Source organism: Chryseobacterium sp. UF-290 (assembly GCF_058245615.1).
The window spans coordinates 51818-76529 of sequence record NZ_JBSICB010000014.1 but is presented as its reverse complement, the minus strand read 5'-3'; the positions used below and the strand labels follow the sequence as shown (position 1 = coordinate 76529).

The following is a 24712-nucleotide window of genomic DNA, read 5'->3' as shown; positions in this document are numbered from 1 at the left end:
TAAAAAATATTTTTTCTAAGGATAAGGAGCAATTTCCACTTCAAGTCCCTCCATTTCATCAACCATGTGCAGCTGGCATCCTAATCGGCTGTTATCTTTCACATGGAAAGCTTCAGCAAGCATGGCATCCTCTTCATCTCCCATGGGTTCCAATCCCGGATCATTGATAACATAAACCTGGCATGATGCGCACATCGCCATTCCACCACATACCCCAATAGTACCTTCTTCTGCCAATTCATAGGAACGGATGATTTCCATCAGATTCATGGACATATCCGTAGGAGCTACGACATCATGGGTTACCCCTTCTCTATCGGTAATTTTAATATTAACATCTGACATAATTCTGCAAAATTAGTCAATTTTTTTCACAACAGCCTTCTCTGCTTCTTTACGGCTTCCATCGAATCCGTCTACCCCACTTACGGTTGTATATTTTAATACGAATTTTTTACCGGGATTTAATCTGTTATAAACACTCTGACACATCAAGGTAGCTTCGTGGAAACCACAAAGGATTAATTTCAGCTTACCAGGATACGTGTTAATATCTCCAATCGCATAAATACCATCAATGTTCGTTTGATAATCAAGCGCATTGTTGACAACGATTGCATTTTTTTCAATATTTAATCCCCAGTTTCCGATCTCACCCAACTTTGGAGTCAATCCAAATAAAGGAATAAAATAATCTGTTTCAATATCAAAAGCTTCCTGACCTTCAACCTCTACAGTGATCGCTTCTACTTTTCCGTCACCTTTGATCCCTGTAACTTCGGCAGGCGTAATTAATTTAATTTTTCCCTGGTTTTTAAGATCCTGAACTTTTTCTACGGAATCCAAAGCTCCTCTGAACTCGTTTCTTCTGTGGATCAAAGTCACTTCGCTTGCTACATTAGAAAGGAAGATGCTCCAGTCAAGCGCAGAGTCTCCTCCACCTGCGATTACAACTTTTTTATTTCTGAAGTGCTCAGGTTCTTTAACAAAATATTCAAGACCTTTTTCCTCATAATCAGCTACATTTTCGAAAGTAGGCTTTCTAGGCTCAAAAGTTCCTAATCCACCTGCAATGGCGATAGCCTTACATCTGTGAACCGTCCCTTTGTTCGTGATCACTTCAAACCACTCATCATCAACTTTTGTATAGGAAACCGCAGTTTCTCCCAGCGTAAATCCAGGTTGGAACTGCTTGATCTGCTCCATTAAATTATCCACTAATTCTCCGGCATTTACTGAAGGATACCCCGGAATATCGAAAATAGGTTTTTTAGGATAAAGTTCCGCCAATTGCCCTCCCGGCTGTGGAAGCGCATCAATAATATGGCACTTCATTTTTAATAAACCAGCTTCAAAAACTGCAAAAAGTCCTGTAGGTCCCGCACCTATGATCAATATATCAGTGGTTATCATAATTTAAGATAATTTAATTATACATGTAAATGCAAATTTACTAATTTTAATGCGAAGCATATTTAATTGATTCTAAATAAAAACCTGAGATTTGTCAAATATCTATCAATTAAGATTTTAAATTTGGCAACGTTTTTGTAAATGTCTTGTTATGAAGAAAATTTTAAACCTTTTTGCAGTATTCATATTCTTTTTAGGCTCAGCCCAGATTGATAACATTGCAGATGGCGAATCAATCACACTCAGGATCCACTATGGGTTTCTGAATGCGGGAACTGCTAATCTTACGACCCAAAAGACCAATTATAAAGGCGTCCCTCATTTATACGTAAAAGGCACGGGGCAAACGACAGGTGCTGTGAAAGCATTCTTCAAAGTAGATGACTTATATGAAAGTTTCATCAACACAGAAACCGGCTTACCGAGCTTCTATGTAAGAAATGTGCGTGAAGGAAGCTACCGCCAGCATTTTGAAACGGTTTTTAATCATGATAATAATACGCTGATCCTGACAGACAAAAAAACACCTGCCAATGGCTCTAAAGTACTGAAATCCGTAAAGGGAGTTCAGGATATGCTTTCATGTTTTTATTATCTTCGAAGTAAAAGTCCGGATGAGTTAAAGGTGGGAACCGTCATCAATATGAATGTATGGATAGACGATGAAATGTTTCCTTTTCAGCTAAAAGTTATAGGAACAGAAAATTTAAAAACGAAATTCGGCACCATCAACTGCTTAAAAATTATTCCGTCTGTAAAAAGCGGAAGGGTATTTAAAGAAAAGGAAGGCGTTACCATGTGGGTAACCAATGATGCCAATCACCTTCCTATGCTTCTGAAAGCTGAACTGGCTGTGGGTTCTTTAAAGGCAAGTATCGATGATTATAAAAATGTAAAATATCCTTTAAAGTTTACAAAATAAACTTCCATAATCAATAAAAGAGGTCATCAAAAAACTGATGACCTCTTTTATTGATATTTTTTTATTCCCTGTTAAAATCTATACGAAGCTCCAGCCTGTAGAATTCCTTTCATTCCTACATTTGTTTCCACGAAAACACTTAAGTCTCCTCCATATCTTAATCCGATGGGAACAATATTAAATCCTAATCCTGTACTCCTGTCCTTATCCTCTTTTTTATCGTGATTTACATACGTTGTATGGGTAAAGCTTACTCCAATACTTCCTCCCGAATACAAGCCTATTTTTTCTTTGGCAAGCCAGAAATAATCTACCTTCGGAAGCAGTGACATTATATTTTGCTTTGATACGGATTCCGTCTTACTAAAAAATTCATTCGTTACATCCACACCATAGCGCCACTTCATATTTTTACTGTACATCATTATTCCAAGTGCAGCAACTCCATTACTGGAAGGTGTTTGTGTATCTGTTATGGAACCTATGATAGATGATGTCAAGTCATGAGCTACCCCATACACTGAAGGGGTACCATAACTCGCAGATACCTCAACTTTCTGTGCGCTAAGCCCTATGCTTGACATTAAAAACGAAAAGAAAATCTTATTCATAACACTCTGTTTTTCAGAAACAAAATTACATTTTTGTCTAAAAACCCGCAAAAAAGAGAGAATGATTTAAGTCATCATTATATACGTTATAAAATGAGATTAATATTTTCTTTTTTATAAACTCGTGTAATGTATTTTAAACCTCAATTGTCTTAATAGTACAAGCAGCTCAAATAATTTTTTGACAGCAGGTGCTTCACTTCGTCATGCCTCTGAAAATACGAAGTATCATAAAACAGACACGTGTAAATTTTTCAATAAGATCAGTTTTTAATTACGTTTTGTTTCTTAGGTCAGTAATTAAAAACAAAAAACCTCCGGAGCTCCGGAGGTTTGATTTTTTATAATGTTTTGAACTGTTCCAGTGTTCTGATATCATTCTCAAAAAACATCCTGATATCACTCATCTGGTACAGAAGCATGGTAATTCTTTCAATTCCCATTCCGAATGCATATCCTGAATATTTCTCAGCATCAATGTTCACATTCTTCAGGACAGCAGGATCTACCATTCCGCACCCCATGATTTCCAGCCATCCTGTTCCTTTGGTGATTCTGTAATCTGTTTCAGAATTCAGTCCCCAGTACACATCAATTTCTGCACTTGGCTCCGTGAACGGGAAGAATGATGGTCTCATTCTGATCTTAGATTTTCCGAAGAGCTCTGTAGTAAAGAACTGGATCGTTTGCTTTAAATCTGCAAAGCTTACATTCTCATCTATATACAATCCTTCGATCTGGTGGAAGATACAGTGAGACCGTGAAGAGATCGCTTCATTTCTGAAAACTCTTCCCGGAGATAAGATCCTGATCGGCGGCTGATTTTCTTCCATATAACGGGTTTGTATAGAAGAAGTATGCGTTCTCAAAAGAATATCCGGATTCTGCTCAATGAAGAACGTATCCTGCATATCTCTTGCCGGGTGATATTCCGGAAGATTAAGCGCCGTAAAGTTATGCCAGTCATCTTCAATCTCCGGTCCGTCTGCTACTGCAAAACCGATAGATTTAAAGATTTCAATAATTCTGTTTTTAACCAGGTTGATCGGATGTCTTGAACCCAGATCCAACGGAAAAGCAGGTCTGGTAAGGTCTTCTTTTTCCAAGACAATAGAAGATGCAGAAGCATTTTTTAAATCTTCTAATTTTACAGCAACTGCTTGTTTCAAAGTATTGATCTTCTGTCCGAATTCTTTCTTCTGCTCGTTAGGAACTTCTTTAAATTTTTCAAAAAAATCGTTCAGAACCCCTTTTTTACCGTTGTACTTGATTCGGAAATTTTCTATTTCTTCCTTAGAGGTAGCATTGAAGCCGTTTACTTCGACCAGTAGTTCTTCTATCTTTTCTATCATTATTTTACCCTTTCAAAATGTAATTGCAAAAATACGACTTTTAAGTTTAATAATTAATTGACTCATAAAAAAATCTGCCTCTTTTTCGGGAGGCAGACTTCAATCACTTATTTCACTTAAATAAAAAAATTATTTCTTTTCTAAAGCTTTCACGTTGATCTGGAGAGTTACCTCATCTTTAATCACTCCGTTTTCAGCTGGAGCCTGGAACTTCACCCCAAACTCTTCTCTCCTGATATCTTTCGGTTCAGTCGCTACGCTTACCTCTCCTTCTTTCACAGAGACATTGGCTTTAAACTGAACAGGTTTTGTAATTCCTTTGATGGTCAGGTTACCATCTAAAAGTGTATTGTAATCTCCTTCCGTAGCAGGAGTCACTTTTGTAATTTCATAAGATGCCGTTGGGAATTTTTCAACCTCAAAGAAATCACCACTTTTAAGGTGTCCGTTTAATTTTCCCATATCTTCCGGACTGTCTTTCAAATCTACGGAAGTCAATGAATTCATATCAGCAACGAATTTACCGCTTTCCAGTTTTCCGTCTTTCACCGTCACATCTCCGCTTTCAAACCTGATCGTTCCAAAATGGCTCGTATTTTCAGATTTAAATACTTTATATCCCTTCCATTCAACCTTACTGTTTAGCGTATCCAAAGTATACTGACTACCCTCTTTGGTAGTCGTCACTTCATTACTTTCGCTGGTAAGCGGTTTATCTTTTTTACAAGAAACCATTACAGCAGCAATAAATAAAGCAGGAATAGCCAACGAAAACAGTTTTTTTCTCATTTTTGATTTATTTTTATTACTTCCGCTAATATAATAAAAAAAATTATGTTTTCATAAAAACCTTACATTTGTAATATGCTATTAGAAGTAAACAATTTATTTTTCTCTCACACCCAGGATAATCCCCTGTTTCAGAACCTTAATCTAAGGTTTGAGGAAAACAGGATCATAGCCCTTGCCGGGGAAAGCGGATGCGGAAAATCCACTTTGCTGAACCTGATCTATGGTCTTCTTGACTGGGAAAGCGGAGAAATAATTTTTAATGGAAACCGGCTTTTAGGACCTAAGGGAAATCTTGTTCCCGGAGAGGCTGAGATGAAATTCGTAGCACAGAATTTTGATCTTATGCCTTATGCTACCGTGGCTGAAAATGTGGGAAAATTTATTTCAAATATCAATTTAGCTCAGAAAAGAGAAACTGTAATCGAGCTTCTGGAAGTGGTTGGGCTTCAGGAATTCGCTAATGTACTGCCCAAATATCTTAGTGGCGGGCAACAGCAGCGTGTAGCCATTGCCAGAGCACTTTCGGTACTCCCTAAACTTCTTATTCTAGATGAACCGTTCAGTAATCTGGATTTTCCAAGAAAAATTGAGCTCAGGGAAAGGCTTTTCCGATATGTAAAGCAACATCGGGTCTCTCTGATCATCTCTACCCATGAGCTTCAGGACATTATGCCGTGGCTTGATCAGATCGTTATTCTTCAGGACGGAAGGCTGATTCAGAACAACAGCCCGGAAGAAACTTACAGACATCCTTACAACTCCTATGTCGCAAAACTGTTCGGGGAAGTAAATATCTTTAACGAAGCCGAAGCTGACGATTTTCAGCTGACGAAATTTTCCTATTACCCCAAAGAAATAAAAATCACAGAAAATGGCTTTGAAGCCGAAGTGGTGGAAAGCAGATTTGCAGGAAACTACTATTGGAACAAGCTTAGAGCGAAAGGAAAAGAATTGGTTGTCTATACGGATGAAAAGCTAGAAGGCTTTATTACTATTTCGTTTGTTTAGAGCAAAAAAGGCGAAATGGCAAAAAAAAGTTAATAACCAGTAATTGTAACTTTTTATTGCTTTCCATAATGCTATTTTAGTTTAAAATAGAGATGAATAAAAGAATACTAGCAGTTAAGATTGGATAGAAATCAACTTTTCCCTTTACACTCTCTTCGCTCTTTTACGATTTTGCAGTTTCGCCCTTTGACCAACCCACATAACTTATACATTCCCTTGCACTTATCAACAAAATGTGGATAAAAAAAATACAAACATAAGAACCTGTTCTAAAACTTTTTCTTACATTTGTACTTCCACAGCATAAGGAAATTTTTGGTTAATTCTCTTTCTGCCTTCTAGACGGACATTAGCAATTTTGCAATTAAGTCTATTGAAAGATTACACTGTCCAATTTTTTCCTTTTTTTATGCCCTGATAGCAAAGGGATTTTAATATTTAGCCCTCAAAATCCATTTTCTATGCTTTTTTCACGAACTCAGACTTTAAAGCCATAGCTCCGAAGCCATCAATTTTACAGTCGATATTGTGATCGCTTCCTGGTCTTAAGCGGATATTCTTCACTTTAGTACCGGCTTTTACTGGTTTTGGCGCTCCTTTTACCGGAAGGTCTTTAATAACCACTACAGAATCTCCATCCTGAAGTTCATTTCCGTTAGAGTCTAATATTTTTCCTTCATTAGCCGCTTCTGAAGCTGCCTCTTCAGGATTCCACTCGTAGAAACACTGAGAGCACACCATCATATTATCGCTCGGGTACGTAAACTCAGAGCTGCATTTCGGACAAAGTACTGTATCACTCATATTTTAATTTTTTGCAAAGGTAGAGTTTTTTAAGGTATAGAGTCAAGGGGAGGGAATTAAGAGCCAAGAACCAAGAGCCAAGAATCAAGAGCCAAGACAAGAGACAGGAGATGTGAGATAATAGGCAAGGATTGTGAGCCTGTTTAAATTTAATTGCTAATCATTTTGTCTGATTAATTTAACGCTTTATTTTTTTATTTTCCCGCTGATTTTGCTGATTCAGCAGATCATTATTCGTAAATCAAATCAGCGGGATCTGCAAAATCAGCGGGAAATACTATTTTAATACAAATTTAAACAGACTCTGTATACCAGCAACTTTAATCCTTGAACCTTAAACTTTGAACTTTAATTCGTACTTTTGCAGATTCAAAACAGCGAAGCAAATTTATGGAACTTATTCACAGAAACTTAGCGATCGGAATTCACGATGCTTTACAAGAAACATTTTTCGAGAAAAATAAATACGCTGATAAAGTAATCGAAAGACTTTTAAAAGCTAACAAAAAATGGGGAAGCCAGGACAGAGCCGTTGTTTCTGAGATTTTCTACAATATCATCCGTTGGAAAAAACGCCTTGAGTACTATATGGGAGAAGGTGTAAAACCCAACAACATCTATAAACTGATCATTGCCTATTTGCTTTGGAGCAAAACCAATTATAAAAAGTTTGAGGAATTCGACGGGATCAAGATCGCAGATATCCTTACCAAGCTGAAAAAGAACACTGTTCCTACAAAAGCGATAGAACATTCCATCCCGGACTGGCTGGCAGAAACGCTTGAAAAAGAATTGGGCGCTAACTGGGAAAGAGAAATGATTGCTTTGAATGAACAGGCTCCTACAGTTTTAAGAGCCAACTCTTTAAGAACAACCACTAAAGAACTTATTTCTGATCTCTCAGATGAGGGGGTTGTGGCCTTTCCTATCAAAAATTATCCTGACGCTGTTCAGCTGGAGGAAAAGAAGAATGTCTTCCTTACAACAGCATTCAAAGAAGGATTGTTTGAGGTTCAGGATGCTTCTTCACAGAAGATCGGCTACTTCCTTGATGTAAAAGAAGGACAGAGGGTTGTGGATGCCTGTGCCGGCGCCGGTGGAAAAACCCTTCACCTGGCGGCATTGATGAAAAACAAAGGCCAGATTGTAGCCTTAGATATTTTCGAGTGGAAACTTGCCGAATTGAAGCGTCGTGCCAAAAGAGCCGGTGCTCACAACATCGAAACCCGTATGATCTCTGATAACAAAGTAATCAAGCGTCTTCATGAAAAAGCAGACCGTCTTTTGATTGATGCACCATGTTCAGGTCTCGGAGTTTTAAAAAGAAATCCGGATAGCAAGTGGAAAATCGATCAGGATTTTATCGACAGAATTAAAAAAGAACAGCAGCAGATCCTTCAGGATTATTCTAAAATGCTCAAGAAAGGAGGAAAAATGGTATATGCTACCTGCTCTATTCTTCCCTCTGAAAACAATCTTCAGGTTGAAGAGTTTATCCGGAACAATCCTGGGTTTAAAATGATCAAGGATGAAAAAGTAATGCCCAGTGAAGGATATGACGGATTCTATATGGCTCTGATCGAGAGAGTTTCTTAATCAGACTTTACAATATAAGCTTACCAACTACTCCATTTACGGAGTAGTTTTTTTTATTTAAAAAATTTTTATAAAAAATGTAACAGTTTTTGTAACAATTCGATTATATTGTCTACTTATCATGTAGATTAACCCGTTTTTGATGCTGTGGAAAGTTTGGGATAACTTTACAGCAAAATCATTTATTTATGCATACAAGAACTGTTTTCAATTTTCTGGCTGTCTTCCTATACTGTCTGTTTTCTGCACAGACCTACGAAATTCAGTATACCAGCTCTTATAACGGAAAAGTAATATCTGATCAGCCCTCCACGATCGTTTGGGTCAGTGAAAAAGAGAATTTCATTCTCAACAATACGATTAAAGAACAAAAAAGCAGCTACCCTTTCGAGATTACCAAGGTGGAAAAACCTTCCAATACCATCGTTTCCTATGCTTTTTTAAAGCCCGAATCAATTATCTCAGCTTCAGATAAAGAATCTGTAGGAAAGCAAAACTTTGAGCTGACCAACGAAACCAGGAAGATTTTAGGATATACCTGTAAAAAAGCAGTTACCAAAGTCAATTCAAATACGATTGAGATCTGGTATACCAACGATCTGAAGCTGCAAGGTGGACCATCAGTGCTGGGACAGAATTTAGGACTTGTTTTAGAAGTTGAGAGAAATAAGAATTCGCTGATTACAGCTAAGTCAATCAAAAAAATTAAAAATACAGGAATTGACAGTATTATAAAAGGGTCAATTCAGCAGACTGACCAATTGGGATACAAAGACCTGCTATGGAAAAGCAGATTTACCATACTGAATGTTTTTGAGAATGAAACGATCAATTTTTCTGATGCTTCCCGATCGGATGATCAAATAAAAAGATATGCCAACGGAACGATCATTCTTAAAAAAGTAAAATTCCCTGTCATTACAGAAGGTGAAAATATTTTTGCAGAGCTGAAACAGCAGTCGAACGGGGATGCTTACGACAGAACCGGAACCGTATTCTTCATTCCGCAGGATAAAGAAAAGTCTTTCTTTGATGGTCTGGAAAAAGGAGTCAAAACACTTCCAGCTTTTGAAAATGGAAACGGAAAGCAATACTTTGGTATAGCTGCTACAGAAAATTACAGTCCGGCTATGGAAATGATGAGATTCTTTACCGCATTTGGAATCCAGCAATTCAACCATATTCAGCTTAAAGGAAAAAACTGGCAGACCATCAGCCCTTACCGGCAGGATATCACAGAGCTGAAACCTTCTCTATCAGGAAAGGAGCTCTGGATAGGTACATTTATCGGTAATTATGATAAAGGTGGGCATAAAGTAAGCCTGGAGATCACTATTCACAAAAGCGATCAGAATATTTACAAGAACAATGTTGCCATTCCTTTATTCAATACATTAAATATTATGGAAATGGCAGGACAGGACTACTCTACCATGTTCAATCAGGAGAAAGGACTTTCTGTTGATTTCACTTTAAAGCAAGATCTCAAAAATGCTCAGCTAAGATATACGACTACGGGACATGGAGGCTGGGAAAATGGAGATGAATTTGTCCCTAAGGCTAATTCCATCTTTATGGACGGGCAACCTGTATTTTCATTTATACCCTGGAGAACAGACTGCGGCTCTTACCGCTTATACAATCCTGCTTCCGGAAATTTCCAGGACGGACTTTCATCATCGGACCTCAGCAGATCCAACTGGTGCCCGGGAACGGTTACCAATCCCAACTTTATCCCGCTCGGAGACCTGAAGGCAGGAAAACACACGATTCAGATAAAGATTCCTCAGGGTCCTTCAGAAGGAAACAGCTTCAGTTCATGGAATGTTTCAGGAGCCTTGCTGGGACTCCAATAAAAACAAAACCTTCTTGCATGAGAATTGCAAGAAGGTAAAAACACAAATGATGAAAAAAAATTATTTCGAGCCACAAAGTAAGGGTTAAAATTTGTATAATAAATTATCATATATTAATAAATATGTCATTTTTATTTCGTATAGAAATGTTACCAATAGGGGCACAGTGAAAAAAATTAATCAAAAACATGCAAATTGATTTAAATAATTAAAATTTTTCTTTTTTAAACATTAATTAATTAAAATTTTTAACTTTTAAATATTTTTTATTGTTATTTATAAACATCACTTCTACTTTTGTCTTATAAATAATAAAAAATATGTGTGGAATTGTATGTTTATTTGACGCCAAACAGAAAACTGAAATATTAAGACCTCAGGTTTTGGAAATGTCAAAAAAAATCCGTCACAGAGGACCAGATTGGAGCGGAGTTTTTCAGGATGAAAAAGTAGTATTCTCCCATGAAAGACTTGCTATTGTTGATCCTACTTCAGGAAAACAACCCCTGTTTACAAAAGACGGAAAAGTAGTATTAGCCGTAAACGGTGAAATCTACAACCATAGAGAATTAAAAGAAGAGTTTCCTGATTATGAATTTCAGACACAGTCTGACTGTGAAGTGATTCTGGCTCTTTACCAAAAATACGGAAAGGATTTCGTTGAAAAACTGAACGGAATTTTCGCCTTCGCATTATATGATACCGAAAATGAGGTATATCTTATTGCCCGTGACCATATGGGCATCTGCCCTCTTTACCAGGGTTGGGACAAAAACGGAAACTATTATGTTGCTTCAGAGCTGAAAGCTCTTGAAGGGGTATGCAAAACCATCGAGACGTTCCTTCCGGGACATCTGGTTTACAGTAAAGATGGTGCTGAGCTTCAGCAATGGTATACCAGAGAATGGGAAAGCTTTGATCAGGTAAAAGATAATGAAACTGATATTGCCCAACTGAGAAAAGGACTTGAAGATGCCGTTCACAGACAATTAATGAGCGACGTTCCTTACGGGGTTTTGCTTTCCGGAGGCCTGGATTCTTCCGTTATTTCAGCCATTACTGCGAAATTTGCCAGACAGAGAATTGAAAGTGGTGACACTCAGGAAGCATGGTATCCGAGACTTCACAGTTTTGCAGTAGGTCTTGTAGGGTCTCCGGATCTCGCAGCAGCACAAAAAGCGGCAGAGCATATTGGTTCGGTTCACCATGAGGTAAACTTTACCGTTCAGGAAGGTCTGGATGCTGTACGTGATGTGATCTACCACCTGGAAACTTATGATGTGACAACGATCAGAGCTTCTACCCCAATGTACCTTCTGGCCCGAGTGATCAAATCAATGGGAATCAAAATGGTACTTTCCGGAGAAGGGTCAGATGAGCTGTTCGGCGGATATTTATATTTTCACAAGGCTCCAAACGCCCAGGAATTCCATGATGAAACAGTAAGAAAACTGGGAAAACTTCACCTTTATGATTGTCTGAGAGCCAACAAGGCACTCATGAGCTGGGGGATAGAAGGCAGGGTTCCTTTCCTTGACAAAGAGTTTATGGATATTGCAATGAACATCAACCCAAAAGATAAGATGATCAACACTGCAGAAGGTAAGATCGAAAAATGGGTATTGAGAAAAGCGTTTGAGGATATCCTTCCAGAATCTATTGTATGGAGACAGAAAGAACAGTTTTCAGATGGTGTGGGATATTCATGGATCGATACTTTAAAAGAAGTCGCTGAAAAAGAAGTGACTGATGAAATGATGGCCAATGCAAGATTCAGATTCCCACTGAACACTCCTCAAAACAAAGAGGAATACCGATACAGAACTATTTTTGAAGAGCATTTCCCAAGTGAGACCGCTGCGGCTACGGTACCTTCCGTACCATCGGTAGCATGTTCCACTCCTATTGCATTAGAATGGGATGAAGCCTTTAAAAAAATGAACGATCCAAGCGGAAGAGCGGTGAAGGTACATGAAACATCGTATTAGGATGCAGGTTAACGGGATTCGAGATACAGGATGAAAACGGCAATTCGTCATTCACTTATGAAGTTATGAAGCAAAATTCACTATTGACTTTGTGAAGCAAAAATTGACCATTAGCTCTTTAGGGTTAAGATTCAATGTTTAAAATTTATTTTAATTTTACCAGCTTACTAACTTCTAATTTCTAACATCTAACATCCGCCCTCTACCACAATAATTTATCAATCCTGTAGCAATACAGGATTCTTTTTTGAATTAACGATAATAATATAGCATAATTTAACTGACAATCAAAAATAATATCTAATAAATAATTATATTTGGAAAACGAAAATATCAATTATAAAAAAAATGAGAAGAAACCTTACTGTTTTATTTGCCTTATTATCCATCAGTTTTGCTTTTGGACAGGGAAAATACGGCAAATATCTGAATTCAAAAAAGCTTGCTTTGGCTTATAAAAGTGTGAAAGATGCTGATAAGGATGATTACTATCAACAGTATTACTGGTTGGTAAAGGCGGAACAACTTAAAACCTATCCTCACTTAAAAGATATAAAACCTATTGTTTTGTATGAGTTCGTAAAATATGTAAACCCTCAGAATCCAACAAAAAAATTAGATGACAGAGGTAAGGAGCTGAGAGCCACAGCAGAATTATCATTAAATCAATATTTTAAAAACAAAAAATTTGAGAACAATTCTGTTTTGATGTACAACCTGGAAACTTATGTTGACCCTTCAAAAGGGCAATATTATACAAAGGTTGATCCTGAAAAGATCAAAGAACTGGTACCGAAGGAATTGTTTGCCTTCAACTCCTTCAACAGAAATATAGGAGAGGAAAAAACATATTACCTTTGGATCGATAAGAAAAAAGATGATTTAAATATAGTGGATATCATTCCTAGTGAGAAAGATGATAAAGCTTTCTATACCAGATTGAGGCAGTATCTTCCCAGCTATAAGTTTTCAAAATACGTTCCTTCCGTGAAAAAAGGAAACAAATCAGATAAAACAGATGTAGACTATTATTACATCATGCCATTTGAGCAGAATACTGACAATATTGAATACAAAACAAAGGATTTCAAAAACTTCACATTAAGCCAGTACAGAAAAGCCGGCGATGAATGGAAAGGAGTAGAAAAACCTAGAAAATAAATCAAAAAGTCCTGTGAAATTTCACAGGACTTTTTTAATTTTATATGGATTTCTTTATCTAAAGATCAAACCGCTTAAAGCAAGCGCTTCTTCAAATCAAAATAAGCCTGGAATTTTTCGGATTTTCCAGCCTATATAAAATGACAGAAACAAGCCCGCAACAGACATCCATAAAGAAAATTCTTCCACTGATCCTGGCTACCGCTATTTTCATGCAGATGCTGGACTCTACCATTCTGAACACATCTTTGCCTTCCATTGCCAAAGACCTTCATGAATCACCGCTGAATATGCAGAATGCCATCATCAGCTATGTTCTTACCCTTGCTGTTTTCATGCCTGCCAGTGGATTTCTGGCAGACCGGTTCGGAACCAAGAAGGTATTTATATTCTCACTGATCTTATTCAGCCTGGGATCTTTATTCTGCTCATTGTCTCAAAACCTTACCCATCTTGTGATCTCAAGAGTTGTTCAGGGTGTTGGAGGAAGCCTGATGACCCCGGTTGGAAAACTGGCGCTGATCAAAACCTTTGATAAGAATGAACTTCTCAAAGCGATGAACTTCGCTATTATTCCTGCTCTTATCGGACCTGTCCTCGGGCCTTTGGTCGGAGGCTATATGGTTGATTACCTTTCCTGGCACTGGATCTTTCTGATCAATATTCCGATCGGTATTCTGGGAATTCTTTTGGGCTTAAAATTTATGCCCGATTACAAATCCGATGATGTGGATTTTGATTTAAAAGGCTTTTTGATTTTTGCGGCAGCTTCCCTTCTTTTGTCCATATCATTGGAACTTTTCGGAGATATACAGAACATTACTCCGGTTCTGCTTGTATTCATTTTAGGATTCCTTTTTCTTTATTACTATTATAAGCACGCCAAAAGAGGCGGAAATCCTATTTTCCCGTTAAATCTTTTCCAGGTAAGAACGTTCCGGGTAGGAATCGTGGGAAATCTGGCTACGAGATTAGGGATCAGCTCTGTTCCGCTATTGCTGCCCCTCATGATACAAATTGCCTACAAACAGTCTGCAGTCACATCGGGCTGGATCATTGCTCCAATGGCCTTAACCGCCATTTTCGGAAAATCATCAGTTATTAAAATTCTGGATAAGTACGGCTATCGCCAGACCTTAATGGTCAACACTTTCATTATCGGAACTCTGATCTGCTTATTGGCAATCCCTGATATCCACACTTCATTATACTGGTTTATTCCTATTATTGCTGTATTAGGGTTCTTTAATTCCATTCAGTTTACCTCAATGAACACCATTTCCATAGCTGACCTCCGTAATTTTCAGACCAGCAGCGGAAACTCTCTTATATCTGTCAATCAGCAGCTCGCCATCGGCTTTGGAATTGCTTTCGGGCTAATCGTTTTAAAGCTGTTTGAAAATACCAGCTTCATCAATGGTGAAATACACAATGCATTCCGGTATACATTTCTTACCGTAGGAATATTGACCATCTTATCAGGCTTAGTCTTCAGAAGGCTTCATATTTCGGATGGAAAGAATATGAAATCGAAGGATTAGACTCCTACGAACTTATCACAGGTCAATGCTTTTCATGTATTACTATGGTAATTTTGTTTACATAAAATCAACAATATTATGGCAACTAAACAAATAGAAATCGTAGTGTCTCCAAGACCTGCACATTTTGTGGGTGATGGTTTTAGGGTTCATAATTTTATTCCAGGCGTACATGGATTAGACATGAAAAGAATGGACCCGTTCATTATGCTTGATTACAATTCGAAATTTCATTTCAATGGATCAGCCAGACCAAGAGGTGTGGGTGTTCATCCACACAGAGGTTTTGAAACGGTAACCATAGCTTATAATGGCAGAGTAGAACATCATGACAGTGCAGGCGGGGGCGGCGTTATCGGAGAAGGTGATGTACAATGGATGACCGCAGCAAAAGGTATTCTTCACAAAGAATATCATGAAACAGAATGGGCAAAAGAAGGAGGAATCTTTCAGATGGTTCAGCTTTGGGTAAATCTTCCGGCAAAAGATAAAATGAGCAATCCGAAATATCAGGCCATTGAAAACTCTAAGATGGAAAGGGTTGATCTGGGTGAAAATGGATGGGTGGAAGTCATTGCAGGAGAATATAAGGGACAGAAAGGTCCTGCCACAACTTTCACTCCTGTTCATATGATGAATGCAAAGCTTAAAGCAGGCGGAAAGGCGGATTTTAATTTTCCTGCTCATTTCAATACGGCAGCTTTGGTAATCGAAGGAAGCATCATCGTAAACGGAGAAGAAAAGGTAAAGGCTGATCACTTTGTTTTGTTTAAAAATGAGGGAGAAACATTTACTATTGAATCAAGTGAAGATGCAGTCGTTTTGATCATCAGCGGAGAACCCATCAATGAGCCGATCTACCCTCACGGACCTTTTGTAATGAATTCCAGAGAGGAGATCATGCAGGCTTTCGAAGACTTCAATACCGGAAAGTTCGGCTACCTGGAAGATTAAAAGAATTAAATTTAGCTTAATCTTTGATTATTCCTTTTTCATTAACTTTATATATAATTATGTTGGGGTTGAAATATAAGGGATCGAGGCTTAATATTGATAACTAAACCTTATAGGTTTTTAAAACCTATAAGGCTTGATCTTCCTTACAAATATCAGAAAATCCAGATCCTTTAAACCCATAACTTTTAAACCAGAATTATGAAACCAGAATTTGAAAATATCCCTTTGGTAAAAACCGACAAAAGATTTGAAATAGAAGTGAACGGACATTCTGCATTCATTGATTACCGTGAAACAACGCATCAGATCTCTTTGATACATACTGAGGCAGAACCGGAACTGGCAGGAACAGGCGCCGCAGCTGCAGTAGTGGAAAAAACACTGAACTATATTGAAGAAAGCGGTAAAAAGCTTCTTCCCTACTGTCCCTACGTTTTTGCTTTTATCAGAAAGCATCCTGAATGGAAGCGTATCGTTGATGAAAGGTTTGAAGGATACGGCAAGCTTTAAATCATTCATACCTCTTTTCAATTTAATTTAAACAGCATTTAAAAAGTATTACATCATCATGTCAAATATCGGACTTATCATTGAAGAAAAAGCAGCGGATATAGGGAACTTCCTGGTAGGAAGACTTCTTCCTTTCCGTGAAAAAAGAGCGGTTGGACCTTTTGTGTTTATTGACCACATGGGCCCTTCCGAACTAAAGGATTATCAGAATCTTGATGTTCCTCCACATCCTCACATTGGGTTATCCACATTAACCTATCTGCTTGAAGGATCTATTTTCCACAGAGACAGCATCGGAAGCGCTATTGAAATAAAACCTGGTGCCGTCAACTGGATGACTGCCGGAAAAGGGGTTGTACATTCAGAAAGAACTCCGGAATACTTGCGGCACAGCGATAAAAGACTACACGGGTTCCAGATCTGGGTGGGACTTCCCAAGCATCTTGAGCAGGCAGAGCCTACATTCCATCATATTGAAGAGGATGATATTCCTGTTTGGGAAGAAGACGGAATCCGGTATAAACTGATTGCCGGTGAAGCATTCGGAAGAACATCTCCGGTTCCTGTACACAGCAAATTATTTTTCATTGAGATCAAGACAAAAGAAGCGAAAAAAATAAGCATCGGAAAAGATCTCTATGGTGAAGCAGCCATGTATGTACTGGACGGAACAGTGACTACCGAAGGGAATTCTTATGGTTCAAAACAGCTGATGATTGCCAAAGATACCAAGCTTTGTGAATTTGATATGAGCGAGAATGGTACTGTCTATCTTTTTGGTGGTGAGCCATTCGATAAGGAACGTTTTATATTCTGGAACTTTGTGAATTCTGATAAAGAAATGATCGATCAGGCCAAAGTAAACTGGAATGATCAGAATCATGAAGCATTTCCCCTGGTTCCCGGTGATGAGCATGAATATGTTCCGCTACCCAAATCAATTTTAAACAGAAAATAATATCCGGTCAGGATCAAGCATTAAAGCCATGAAAATATTAGCATTCGCAGGAAGCACATCTTCCACTTCTATCAACAGGGAACTGGTAAAGTTTGTTCTGAAAGATTTCCAGAATGAGGAAATCAATCTCATTGACCTCAACGATTTCACTATGCCTGTTTTTTCGGTGGATCTTGAGAAAAAGGGATTTCCGGATGAAGCGCATCGGTTTTTAAAAGTGATTGAGGAGTCTGATGTTATCATCTGCTCTCTTGCTGAGCACAACCGGTCTTATAGTGCGGCATTCAAGAATGTTTTTGACTGGGCTTCAAGGATCAATGTAAAAGTATTTCAGAACAAGCCTATGTTTCTGATGAGCACTTCTCCCGGAGGCTATGGAGGGGGCAATGTGATGAATACGGCGAAGACATTTTTTCCTCAGTTTGCCGCTGATATCAAGGACACGTTTTCACTTCCTAAATTCTACGAAAATTTTGATATGGAAAGCGGAGTGATCAATCCTGATATGCTGGCAGACCTGAAATCGAAAATCGAAAATTTTAAAAATCAGGTTAAAACCAATCATTAAATTCAAAACTGAAGGAGGCTATCCATATCAGAATATAAAGAATATATATCGATTATATTTTATATACCCGGCATAGCAACTTCTTTTTTTTATCCTTATATTGCCACAGATTTTTATACATCGTGGCTCTCATATGGCTGATTCCTGACAAATCATTAAAAGAAACCTTGATATGGAAACACACGAATATCCCAACGGCGACATCACTGTCATCTGGCAGCCTCAGAAGTGCATCCACTCCGCTGTATGTGTAAAAATGCTTCCCAAAGTCTATAATCCTAAAGACAGACCTTGGATAAAAGCACAAAATGCAAGTCCGGAAGAGCTTAGAACACAGATAGACCAATGCCCTTCAGGAGCATTAAGTTATAAATTCAATACAGAAAAATAATGGCGGTAACGGTAAAAGCAAGTTTAGGAAAAACAAAATATTATACGGAAGTAACAGCTGGTGAAAACCGGATCATTACTGATGAGCCTATCGATAAAGGCGGTCAGAACAAAGGCTTCAACCCTATGGAAATTCTGGCAACATCCCTTGCAAGCTGTACGGCAGCTACTCTGAGAATGTACATTGAAAGAAAGGAATGGGACGTAGACAATATCAGCGTAGAAGTGGAGCTTGAAAATTATCCACTGACCAAAAGAGCGGTTTTCAAAAGAGATATCAATTTTGAAGGCGTTTTGGATGCAGAGCAGATGAAAAGGCTCCATACCATTGCAGACGCGTGTCCGGTTCACAAAATATTAACAAACGACATAGAAATACTAACCAAATTCTCATAATATGATCGAAGTAAAACAAAACAACGACGAGAAACACGGAAGTTTTGAAGCTTTCATAGATGGAAGACGCGCAGGAATGATGACCTATACCTGGGCAGGAGAAGAAAGATTTATTATTGACCACACTGAGGTGGAAGAAGCTTACAACGGAAAAGGTGTAGGTAAGGAAATGCTTCTGGCAGCAGTAGATTTTGCCAGGAAAAACGGAAAGAAGATCATTCCGCTCTGTCCTTTTGCTAAAGCAAGCTTCCAAAAGAGTGAGGAACTTCAGGATGTTTTAGTGAATTAGTCACTGTTTTCCACCCTTACCATACAAACCTTTCAGCGGATACCCCTGAAAGGTTTTTTCTTTTTTTAACAGAACAGAAAAAAACTATATTTGCTAAAATTTAAAATATAAGCATGAATCCAGGAACAGTCCTTTTGCTATTTGTTTTTGTCTATTTTGTAGGTCTTTTGGTGATCTCCTATTTCACAAGCCGGAATTCTGATAATCAGTCGTTTTTTATCGGGAATAAAAAAAGTAAATGGTGGCTCGTTGCATTCGGGATGATAGGAACCAGTTTAAGCGGGGTTACCTTTATTTCTGTTCCGGGAACTGTCGGTAAGATGACCGGCTCCGAATATATCTACGGAGGTTTCGAATATTATATGATGGTGATCGGTTTTTTCATCGGGTATTTTATTGTTGCCGCCATATTGCTGCCACTGTATTATAAGATGAACCTGACTTCCATTTATACCTATCTGGGGAAGAGATTTAATGTGGAAGCGCATAAGATAGGCTCAATATTTTTTATCATTTCCAGAGCGATCGGAGCTACGGCAAGGCTGTATCTTGTGGTAAACGTTTTACAGATATTCCTGCTGGAAGGCCTGGGAGTACCGTTTTGGCTGACCTCTCTTATCCTTTTGCTGATGGTGCTTCTCTATACTTTTGAAGGAGGGGTAAAAACAATTGTAATTACCGATACTTTACAGACTTCCTTCATGATCATCAGCTTGATAGCCTGTATTGTATATATTCTATCCAACCTGAATTTATCTTTTGGGGAAGCATATACTATTTTGGGACAGAAAAACTATACGCATTTCATCAATTTTGATCCCAACTCAAAAACATTTTTCATGAAAACCATTCTGGGAGGTATCTTTATTACCATTGCCATGACGGGACTTGATCAGGAAATGATGCAGAAGAATATCTCTGTTGACAATCTCAGGAACTCAAAGAAAAATATGCTCACCTTTGCAGGAACATTACTTCTTGTGAACCTTGCCTTCTTATTCCTGGGTGGATTACTTTATCTTTTTGCCCTGCAGAACGGTGCGGAATACGCAACAATAAATGGTGAAACCGTTACCCATATTTTTGGATTTAAAGATGCTTCGGGCAATATTAAAAATATCATGGGAGATGACCTTTTCCCTGCACTTTCCCTTCAGGGATATTTCCCGATGACTATTTCCATTATTTTTATCATCGGATTGATTTCAGCGTTATTTCCTTCCGCTGACGGGGCTTTAACAGCCGTAACGAGCTCATATTGTGTAGACCTGCTCAACCTTAATGAAGATAAGACCAGAACGGAAAAAGAAAAGAAACGCCTTCGTATGAAAGTACATTTGACCTTCACTGTGATATTCTTCATTCTGATCATGGTTTTCAAAGCCCTGAACGACAAATCTATCGTTTACCTGATCATGGAAGTTGCCGGCTATACTTACGGGCCTCTTCTGGGACTTTTCGCTTTTGGAATTTTTACCAAATTTCAGATTTCGAAGAAATATTCAATTCTTATGGTGACCATTTTAGCCCCTGTTCTTACTTATCTGATCAATATGGCGGTTACCAATTATACGGATTACCGAATCGGGGTGGAGCTGATCGTCCTTAACGGATTTCTGACATTCATCGGACTATGGATGGTGAAGAGCAGGCAGTATTTGAAAATGGTTTAATCTACGAGTAGCTTTAAGTTTAAGCTCAATGGAAATTTATTTTATATCTAAACGCACCATAATCCATTTCTATTGATAGATCATAATGAAATAATAAATATCATCCCGGGTTAATCATCCGGGATTTTTTATTGTTGAGGCGTTATTTTATGCTTTACTCTAAACCGGAAAAATTGACGGGGCCTTACAGAATCATGTATTTTGAGTATCTTTGAAACCAATACATAATGAAGTCATCCTGACTTTATTTTCACATCATTTGATTATTACAAAAACGATCATTATAGTCTCAATTTTTATAGTGAACTTGTTTAAAGTTTCCTGAAAATTTTAAGGATATTTGAGGTAGTAAACCTAACAGGTTTTAAAAACCTGTTAGGTTTAGATCTTAAGTTAGAATTTTTATGTTGAGCTATTCAGATTGATCATAAAATTAAACGTATTTGCTTCGTATTCTCTTAGCTGCCATTTACTTTAAACAAGCTCAGTTCAAGCTAGCATAGATAGAAAGTATTTATTGTATACCTACAAAAATTATCCTCATTTCAATGTAAATCCGGGATGGGATGATAAAAATGAAAAGCGTCTGAAAGAAGCAGGATATTTTACCCTGGAGGACGATGATGCGGGAACACAATTAATTTTTAAATTGGTTAACAGCATCGTTACTGAAATTTCAGTTTACATCAACGAAGGCTGTTAAAAGCAGGAAATATTTAAATATGTCAAAATCCGGGTTTTCAGATCCGGATTTTTGCATTTCCGTAAGCCGCCAAAAAAGTGTAAATTTGCGTGCAAATAAATCAGATATAATGAGTAAAAGTATTGAAGAGTTAAAATCTCTTACTACGCAGATCAGAAGAGACATTTTAAGAATGGTTCACGCTGTAAATTCAGGACACCCGGGCGGAAGTTTAGGCTGTACGGAATACTTCACAGCTCTTTACGGAAAGGTAATGAACTATAAACTTCCTTTCACGATGGAAGGCAAAAATGAAGATCATTTTTATCTATCGAACGGACACATCTCTCCGGTGTTCTACTCTACTTTGGCAAGATTTGGCTTCTTTCCGGTAGACGAGCTGAGAACTTTCAGAAAATTAGACTCAAGATTACAGGGGCACCCTACTACTCATGAAGGTCTTCCCGGTATCAGAATCGCTTCAGGTTCTCTTGGGCAAGGGCTTTCTGTTGCTCTTGGTGTAGCTGAAGGTAAAAAATTAGACGGAGAACAGTCTCTTGTTTACTCTCTTCACGGAGACGGTGAGCTTCAGGAGGGTCAGATCTGGGAAGCTTTAATGTACGCTGCTGCTAAAAAAGTAGATAACATCATCTCTACTATTGACTACAATGGCCGTCAGATCGACGGTGATACAGATGATGTATTAAGCTTAGGTAATCTTCATGCTAAACTTGAGGCATTCGGATGGATCGTTTTGGAAGAAAAGAACGGTAATGATCTTGAAGCTGTCATTGGTATTCTTGAAAGAGCAAAAGCAGAAACAGGAAAAGAAAAGCCTGTAGCGATTATCCTTCACACGGAGATGGGTTACGGAGTAGATTATATGATGGGTACTCATGCCTGGCACGGGAAAGCTCCTAATGATGAGCAGCTGGATACAGCTTTCAAACAATTATACCTGGAAGCTCCGGCGGATTACTAATATCTTACAATATCGATTAATAAAATAAAAATGAAATATACATATACAGAAAAAAAGGACACTCGTTCAGGATTCGGAGCAGGATTAGCTGAACTTGCTGATAAAAACCCGAATGTAGTAGCGCTTTGTGCAGACCTTATCGGTTCTCTGAAAATGGAGAAATTCATTGAGAAGGCTCCTGAAAGATTCTTCCAGGTAGGTATTGCTGAAGCTAACATGATGGGACTTGCTGCAGGTTTGAGCATTACAGGGAAAATTCCTTTTACAGGAACTTTCGCTAATTTCTCTACTTCAAGAGTATATGACCAGATCCGTCAGTCTATCGCTTACTCCGGGAAAAATGTAAAGATCTGTGCATCCCACGCCGGTCTTACTTTAGGGGAAGACGGAGCGACTCACCAGGTTCTTGAAGATATCGGGATGATGAAAATGCTTCCGGGAATGACAGTAATCAACCCTTGTGACTACAACCAGACCAAAGCGGCAACTATTGCTATCGCTGACCACGAAGGTCCTGTATATTTAAGATTCGGAAGACCTACCGTTCCTGTATTCATCCCTGAAGATATGCCTTTCGAAATCGGAAAAGGAATCATGCTTCAGGAAGGTGCTGATGTAACAATCGTTGCAACGGGACACCTTGTATGGGAATCTCTTGTAGCTGCTGATGAGCTTGAAAAAGAAGGTATTTCCTGTGAGGTGATCAACATCCACACGATCAAGCCTCTTGATGAAGAGATCATTTTAAAGTCGGTTGAAAAAACCGGTAAGATCGTAACTGCTGAGGAGCACAATTACCTTGGAGGTTTAGGGGAATCTGTTGCGGGAATGCTTGCAAGAAGAAGACCTACAAGACAGGAATTTGTAGCGGTGAATGATACTTTCGGAGAGTCTGCAACACCTGCTGAACTGATGAAGAAGTATAAAATTGATGCTGCAGCCGTGAAAGAAGCTGTAAAGAGAGTTTTAGCTAACTAAGAATTAGCTTCATAATATAGCCGCGGCTGTTTCTTTGAAACAGCCGCGGCTTTTTTTGGTGCATGATTTATCAGATGCTGATTATTTACTGAATATATTTGCCCCCTGGTGGCAAAGAATGGTTAATTATCATAGTTGTAGTTCCTACCCTACTTATTATCGTTATTTGTTCTATTCAGGCTGATTCAGCGGAAGTCCTACAGCGATCAGAACAGGACATAATATTTCCTTTATATACTCATCTTCTTTCCTGTTAGACGCCTTTGAACCTGAAAAATAATTGCTGATCCTGTAGTTTTTTACAAACTGGTTTCTTTTTTTTCCGATCGAATAGTAATATCCTCCCCATTCATCATTGATAAAATAGATCATTTCATCAAAATTCATGATCTTTTTAGACAGAAACAGTTTCCTGTAAATACACTTCTCAGACTTGTCAAAAATATATTTCACAGGAACCCGGAAAACCAGATCAAACAGGAAATATGCCATGTAGGCTGCCCATAGTCCAAGAGCAATTTTAAATTGATCACCGGACATCTGGTCCATAAAGTAATAGATAATCACCAGAAGTGCTATTACTCCTAACGCCAGCCACCATACCAAAGTTCGCAGGAAGCTGTAGTTGGGCATAAAGCTTATTTCACTGCCGTTCTCTTCAAATTTATAGCGGTCTGTTACGCTCATGGCCCGGATCATTGATGTTCATAATATCCTCAGTTTCATTTACCATCTTTTGGATTCCTGCATGGGTCAGAGCCTGTCCTATTGTCAGGTGTTTTTCTTTACCGTCAACTTCAAAATAAATAGACAGCATTACATTTGTGGTAATGAAGCCCAGATATTTTGTGGCCAGCACATGAAAGTTGGTAAAATCCTGAATCGCATACGTTTTCGCCGGAACAAAGATGCTATGCTTTCCGGTAATGGTCTTCCGGTCCATATCGATGATGAATTTCTTGGTAAAGAAATTGATAATGATAAGCGCCACAACTGCTATAATAATAAAGCTAAGGGTTCTGACACTGTTAAAAATAAGTGCTGCTATTATTAAAAAAATAATGCACAACACGGATACAAATACCGGTTGATTTTTAAAAATATACTGATTTCCTTCCTGTCTATAAAATTTATAGTTGTTCATAATAAAACGTTTTATTTTTTTAATTGATGTTTATATTTTAATGTTGAATCTGTTTAAACTTTTTATCTTATAAGAATCACAGCTATTTTTTGACTTGAAAAAGCTTTTATTCTAAACACTTAAGTCCACTTAAGTTAGTTT

At 38.1% G+C, this 24712-nt stretch carries 26 protein-coding genes; 18 read left to right on the top strand and 8 right to left on the bottom strand.

The features are described 5' to 3' along the window. Nucleotides 1-15 precede the first annotated feature (15 nt). Both AC4IF5_RS15760 and AC4IF5_RS15755 read right to left on the bottom strand, forming a co-directional pair. Nucleotides 16-345 (bottom strand): 2Fe-2S iron-sulfur cluster-binding family protein, encoded by a 330-nt coding sequence (locus AC4IF5_RS15760; protein ID WP_490736130.1) that lies wholly within the window; start codon nucleotides 343-345, stop codon nucleotides 16-18. Between the two features lie 12 nt (nucleotides 346-357). Then, nucleotides 358-1413 (bottom strand): NAD(P)/FAD-dependent oxidoreductase, encoded by a 1056-nt coding sequence (locus AC4IF5_RS15755; RefSeq protein ID WP_490736128.1) that lies wholly within the window; start codon nucleotides 1411-1413, stop codon nucleotides 358-360. A 151-nt stretch (nucleotides 1414-1564) separates the two neighbouring features. Here AC4IF5_RS15755 and AC4IF5_RS15750 point away from each other — a divergent pair, with 151 nt between their 5' ends. Continuing rightward, complete coding sequence (locus tag AC4IF5_RS15750; protein WP_490736126.1) at nucleotides 1565-2335, top strand: DUF3108 domain-containing protein; 771 nt, start codon at nucleotides 1565-1567, stop codon at nucleotides 2333-2335. A 71-nt stretch (nucleotides 2336-2406) separates the two neighbouring features. Here AC4IF5_RS15750 and AC4IF5_RS15745 read toward each other — a convergent pair whose 3' ends face one another. The 3 genes from AC4IF5_RS15745 to AC4IF5_RS15735 all read right to left on the bottom strand — a co-directional run bounded on the left by AC4IF5_RS15745 (nucleotide 2407) and on the right by AC4IF5_RS15735 (nucleotide 5087). Further along, complete coding sequence (locus AC4IF5_RS15745; RefSeq protein WP_490736125.1) at nucleotides 2407-2946, bottom strand: hypothetical protein; 540 nt, start codon at nucleotides 2944-2946, stop codon at nucleotides 2407-2409. Nucleotides 2947-3287: 341 nt separating this feature from the next. After that, nucleotides 3288-4298 carry a phenylalanine--tRNA ligase subunit alpha gene (pheS, locus tag AC4IF5_RS15740; protein ID WP_490736123.1) on the bottom strand — a complete coding sequence of 337 codons (1011 nt, stop codon included), beginning with the start codon at nucleotides 4296-4298 and terminating at the stop codon, nucleotides 3288-3290. A 129-nt stretch (nucleotides 4299-4427) separates the two neighbouring features. Further along, complete coding sequence (locus AC4IF5_RS15735) at nucleotides 4428-5087, bottom strand: YceI family protein (RefSeq protein WP_490736121.1); 660 nt, start codon at nucleotides 5085-5087, stop codon at nucleotides 4428-4430. A gap of 75 nt (nucleotides 5088-5162) precedes the next feature. On the opposite strand from AC4IF5_RS15735, the gene AC4IF5_RS15730 reads away from it, so the two are divergent. After that, the gene (locus AC4IF5_RS15730) at nucleotides 5163-6098 is read left to right on the top strand and encodes a sulfate/molybdate ABC transporter ATP-binding protein (protein WP_490736119.1); all 936 of its coding nucleotides are present in this window, start codon (nucleotides 5163-5165) and stop codon (nucleotides 6096-6098) included. Between the two features lie 459 nt (nucleotides 6099-6557). Here the strand turns inward: AC4IF5_RS15730 and AC4IF5_RS15725 are convergent, their stop codons facing one another. After that, nucleotides 6558-6902 carry a zinc ribbon domain-containing protein YjdM gene (locus AC4IF5_RS15725; RefSeq protein ID WP_066692216.1) on the bottom strand — a complete coding sequence of 115 codons (345 nt, stop codon included), beginning with the start codon at nucleotides 6900-6902 and terminating at the stop codon, nucleotides 6558-6560. 390 nt (nucleotides 6903-7292) lie between these two features. Between AC4IF5_RS15725 and AC4IF5_RS15720 the strand changes: the two genes are divergently transcribed. The 16 genes from AC4IF5_RS15720 (at nucleotide 7293) to AC4IF5_RS15645 (ending at nucleotide 23427) form a co-directional block, all read left to right on the top strand. Next, entirely contained in the window at nucleotides 7293-8498 is a 1206-nt protein-coding gene (locus AC4IF5_RS15720; protein WP_490736117.1) for an RsmB/NOP family class I SAM-dependent RNA methyltransferase, read from the top strand. Nucleotides 8499-8686: 188 nt separating this feature from the next. After that, nucleotides 8687-10354, top strand: coding sequence for a GLPGLI family protein (locus AC4IF5_RS15715; RefSeq protein ID WP_490736115.1), 1668 nt, complete (start codon nucleotides 8687-8689; stop codon nucleotides 10352-10354). Between the two features lie 320 nt (nucleotides 10355-10674). Beyond that, on the top strand, nucleotides 10675-12342 hold the full coding sequence (gene asnB / locus AC4IF5_RS15710) for an asparagine synthase B (RefSeq protein WP_490736113.1): 1668 nt from the start codon (nucleotides 10675-10677) through the stop codon (nucleotides 12340-12342). Nucleotides 12343-12690: 348 nt separating this feature from the next. Beyond that, the gene (locus AC4IF5_RS15705; protein WP_490736111.1) at nucleotides 12691-13503 is read left to right on the top strand and encodes a hypothetical protein; all 813 of its coding nucleotides are present in this window, start codon (nucleotides 12691-12693) and stop codon (nucleotides 13501-13503) included. A 140-nt stretch (nucleotides 13504-13643) separates the two neighbouring features. Further along, nucleotides 13644-15044 carry an MFS transporter gene (locus tag AC4IF5_RS15700; protein WP_490736109.1) on the top strand — a complete coding sequence of 467 codons (1401 nt, stop codon included), beginning with the start codon at nucleotides 13644-13646 and terminating at the stop codon, nucleotides 15042-15044. Nucleotides 15045-15122: 78 nt separating this feature from the next. Beyond that, nucleotides 15123-15998, top strand: a complete 876-nt coding sequence (locus AC4IF5_RS15695) for a pirin family protein (RefSeq protein WP_490736107.1) — start codon at nucleotides 15123-15125, stop codon at nucleotides 15996-15998. A 201-nt stretch (nucleotides 15999-16199) separates the two neighbouring features. Then, the gene (locus AC4IF5_RS15690; protein ID WP_490736105.1) at nucleotides 16200-16511 is read left to right on the top strand and encodes a GNAT family N-acetyltransferase; all 312 of its coding nucleotides are present in this window, start codon (nucleotides 16200-16202) and stop codon (nucleotides 16509-16511) included. 58 nt (nucleotides 16512-16569) lie between these two features. Further along, nucleotides 16570-17469 carry a pirin family protein gene (locus AC4IF5_RS15685; RefSeq protein WP_490736103.1) on the top strand — a complete coding sequence of 300 codons (900 nt, stop codon included), beginning with the start codon at nucleotides 16570-16572 and terminating at the stop codon, nucleotides 17467-17469. A 28-nt stretch (nucleotides 17470-17497) separates the two neighbouring features. Then, nucleotides 17498-18037, top strand: coding sequence for an NADPH-dependent FMN reductase (locus AC4IF5_RS15680; RefSeq protein ID WP_490736101.1), 540 nt, complete (start codon nucleotides 17498-17500; stop codon nucleotides 18035-18037). A gap of 172 nt (nucleotides 18038-18209) precedes the next feature. Next, nucleotides 18210-18428 (top strand): (4Fe-4S)-binding protein, encoded by a 219-nt coding sequence (locus AC4IF5_RS15675; protein ID WP_490736099.1) that lies wholly within the window; start codon nucleotides 18210-18212, stop codon nucleotides 18426-18428. Beyond that, a complete protein-coding gene (locus AC4IF5_RS15670) occupies nucleotides 18428-18823 on the top strand; it encodes an OsmC family protein (RefSeq protein WP_490736097.1) in 396 nt (131 codons plus the stop codon). The genes AC4IF5_RS15675 and AC4IF5_RS15670 overlap by 1 nt, the downstream gene beginning before the upstream one ends. Nucleotide 18824: 1 nt before the next feature. Then, nucleotides 18825-19112: a GNAT family N-acetyltransferase gene (locus tag AC4IF5_RS15665; RefSeq protein WP_002984420.1), complete on the top strand. Its 288-nt coding sequence runs from the start codon at nucleotides 18825-18827 to the stop codon at nucleotides 19110-19112. Nucleotides 19113-19225: 113 nt separating this feature from the next. Then, a complete protein-coding gene (locus tag AC4IF5_RS15660; RefSeq protein WP_490736095.1) occupies nucleotides 19226-20785 on the top strand; it encodes a sodium:solute symporter in 1560 nt (519 codons plus the stop codon). A gap of 517 nt (nucleotides 20786-21302) precedes the next feature. After that, nucleotides 21303-21488 (top strand): hypothetical protein, encoded by a 186-nt coding sequence (locus AC4IF5_RS15655; RefSeq protein ID WP_490736093.1) that lies wholly within the window; start codon nucleotides 21303-21305, stop codon nucleotides 21486-21488. 19 nt (nucleotides 21489-21507) lie between these two features. Continuing rightward, nucleotides 21508-22449, top strand: a complete 942-nt coding sequence (locus AC4IF5_RS15650) for a transketolase (protein ID WP_490736091.1) — start codon at nucleotides 21508-21510, stop codon at nucleotides 22447-22449. Between the two features lie 30 nt (nucleotides 22450-22479). After that, the gene (locus AC4IF5_RS15645; RefSeq protein ID WP_490736089.1) at nucleotides 22480-23427 is read left to right on the top strand and encodes a transketolase family protein; all 948 of its coding nucleotides are present in this window, start codon (nucleotides 22480-22482) and stop codon (nucleotides 23425-23427) included. Between the two features lie 171 nt (nucleotides 23428-23598). On the opposite strand, the gene AC4IF5_RS15640 is transcribed toward AC4IF5_RS15645, so the two are convergent. Together AC4IF5_RS15640 and AC4IF5_RS15635 are read right to left on the bottom strand one after the other, a co-directional pair. Continuing rightward, the gene (locus tag AC4IF5_RS15640; protein WP_490736087.1) at nucleotides 23599-24114 is read right to left on the bottom strand and encodes a hypothetical protein; all 516 of its coding nucleotides are present in this window, start codon (nucleotides 24112-24114) and stop codon (nucleotides 23599-23601) included. Further along, nucleotides 24092-24571 (bottom strand): hypothetical protein, encoded by a 480-nt coding sequence (locus tag AC4IF5_RS15635; protein WP_490736085.1) that lies wholly within the window; start codon nucleotides 24569-24571, stop codon nucleotides 24092-24094. Before AC4IF5_RS15635 ends, AC4IF5_RS15640 begins: the two co-directional genes overlap by 23 nt. Nucleotides 24572-24712 lie beyond the last annotated feature (141 nt).

Bases quoted from the DNA above. Each gene is read 5' to 3' on its own strand.
- AC4IF5_RS15670 (WP_490736097.1), top strand. From the start codon at position 18,428: ATGGCGGTAACGGTAAAAGCAAGTTTAGGAAAAACAAAATATTATACG.
- AC4IF5_RS15735 (WP_490736121.1), bottom strand. From the start codon at position 5,087: ATGAGAAAAAAACTGTTTTCGTTGGCTATTCCTGCTTTATTTATTGCT.
- AC4IF5_RS15705 (WP_490736111.1), top strand. From the start codon at position 12,691: ATGAGAAGAAACCTTACTGTTTTATTTGCCTTATTATCCATCAGTTTT.
- AC4IF5_RS15730 (WP_490736119.1), top strand. From the start codon at position 5,163: ATGCTATTAGAAGTAAACAATTTATTTTTCTCTCACACCCAGGATAAT.
- AC4IF5_RS15700 (WP_490736109.1), top strand. From the start codon at position 13,644: ATGACAGAAACAAGCCCGCAACAGACATCCATAAAGAAAATTCTTCCA.
- AC4IF5_RS15725 (WP_066692216.1), bottom strand. From the start codon at position 6,902: ATGAGTGATACAGTACTTTGTCCGAAATGCAGCTCTGAGTTTACGTAC.
- AC4IF5_RS15695 (WP_490736107.1), top strand. From the start codon at position 15,123: ATGGCAACTAAACAAATAGAAATCGTAGTGTCTCCAAGACCTGCACAT.
- AC4IF5_RS15635 (WP_490736085.1), bottom strand. From the start codon at position 24,571: ATGAACAACTATAAATTTTATAGACAGGAAGGAAATCAGTATATTTTT.
- AC4IF5_RS15665 (WP_002984420.1), top strand. From the start codon at position 18,825: ATGATCGAAGTAAAACAAAACAACGACGAGAAACACGGAAGTTTTGAA.
- AC4IF5_RS15760 (WP_490736130.1), bottom strand. From the start codon at position 345: ATGTCAGATGTTAATATTAAAATTACCGATAGAGAAGGGGTAACCCAT.
- AC4IF5_RS15645 (WP_490736089.1), top strand. From the start codon at position 22,480: ATGAAATATACATATACAGAAAAAAAGGACACTCGTTCAGGATTCGGA.
- pheS (WP_490736123.1), bottom strand. From the start codon at position 4,298: ATGATAGAAAAGATAGAAGAACTACTGGTCGAAGTAAACGGCTTCAAT.
- AC4IF5_RS15640 (WP_490736087.1), bottom strand. From the start codon at position 24,114: ATGAGCGTAACAGACCGCTATAAATTTGAAGAGAACGGCAGTGAAATA.
- AC4IF5_RS15720 (WP_490736117.1), top strand. From the start codon at position 7,293: ATGGAACTTATTCACAGAAACTTAGCGATCGGAATTCACGATGCTTTA.
- AC4IF5_RS15675 (WP_490736099.1), top strand. From the start codon at position 18,210: ATGGAAACACACGAATATCCCAACGGCGACATCACTGTCATCTGGCAG.
- AC4IF5_RS15660 (WP_490736095.1), top strand. From the start codon at position 19,226: ATGAATCCAGGAACAGTCCTTTTGCTATTTGTTTTTGTCTATTTTGTA.
- AC4IF5_RS15750 (WP_490736126.1), top strand. From the start codon at position 1,565: ATGAAGAAAATTTTAAACCTTTTTGCAGTATTCATATTCTTTTTAGGC.
- AC4IF5_RS15680 (WP_490736101.1), top strand. From the start codon at position 17,498: ATGAAAATATTAGCATTCGCAGGAAGCACATCTTCCACTTCTATCAAC.
- AC4IF5_RS15755 (WP_490736128.1), bottom strand. From the start codon at position 1,413: ATGATAACCACTGATATATTGATCATAGGTGCGGGACCTACAGGACTT.
- AC4IF5_RS15650 (WP_490736091.1), top strand. From the start codon at position 21,508: ATGTCAAAATCCGGGTTTTCAGATCCGGATTTTTGCATTTCCGTAAGC.
- AC4IF5_RS15685 (WP_490736103.1), top strand. From the start codon at position 16,570: ATGTCAAATATCGGACTTATCATTGAAGAAAAAGCAGCGGATATAGGG.
- AC4IF5_RS15715 (WP_490736115.1), top strand. From the start codon at position 8,687: ATGCATACAAGAACTGTTTTCAATTTTCTGGCTGTCTTCCTATACTGT.
- asnB (WP_490736113.1), top strand. From the start codon at position 10,675: ATGTGTGGAATTGTATGTTTATTTGACGCCAAACAGAAAACTGAAATA.
- AC4IF5_RS15745 (WP_490736125.1), bottom strand. From the start codon at position 2,946: ATGAATAAGATTTTCTTTTCGTTTTTAATGTCAAGCATAGGGCTTAGC.
- AC4IF5_RS15690 (WP_490736105.1), top strand. From the start codon at position 16,200: ATGAAACCAGAATTTGAAAATATCCCTTTGGTAAAAACCGACAAAAGA.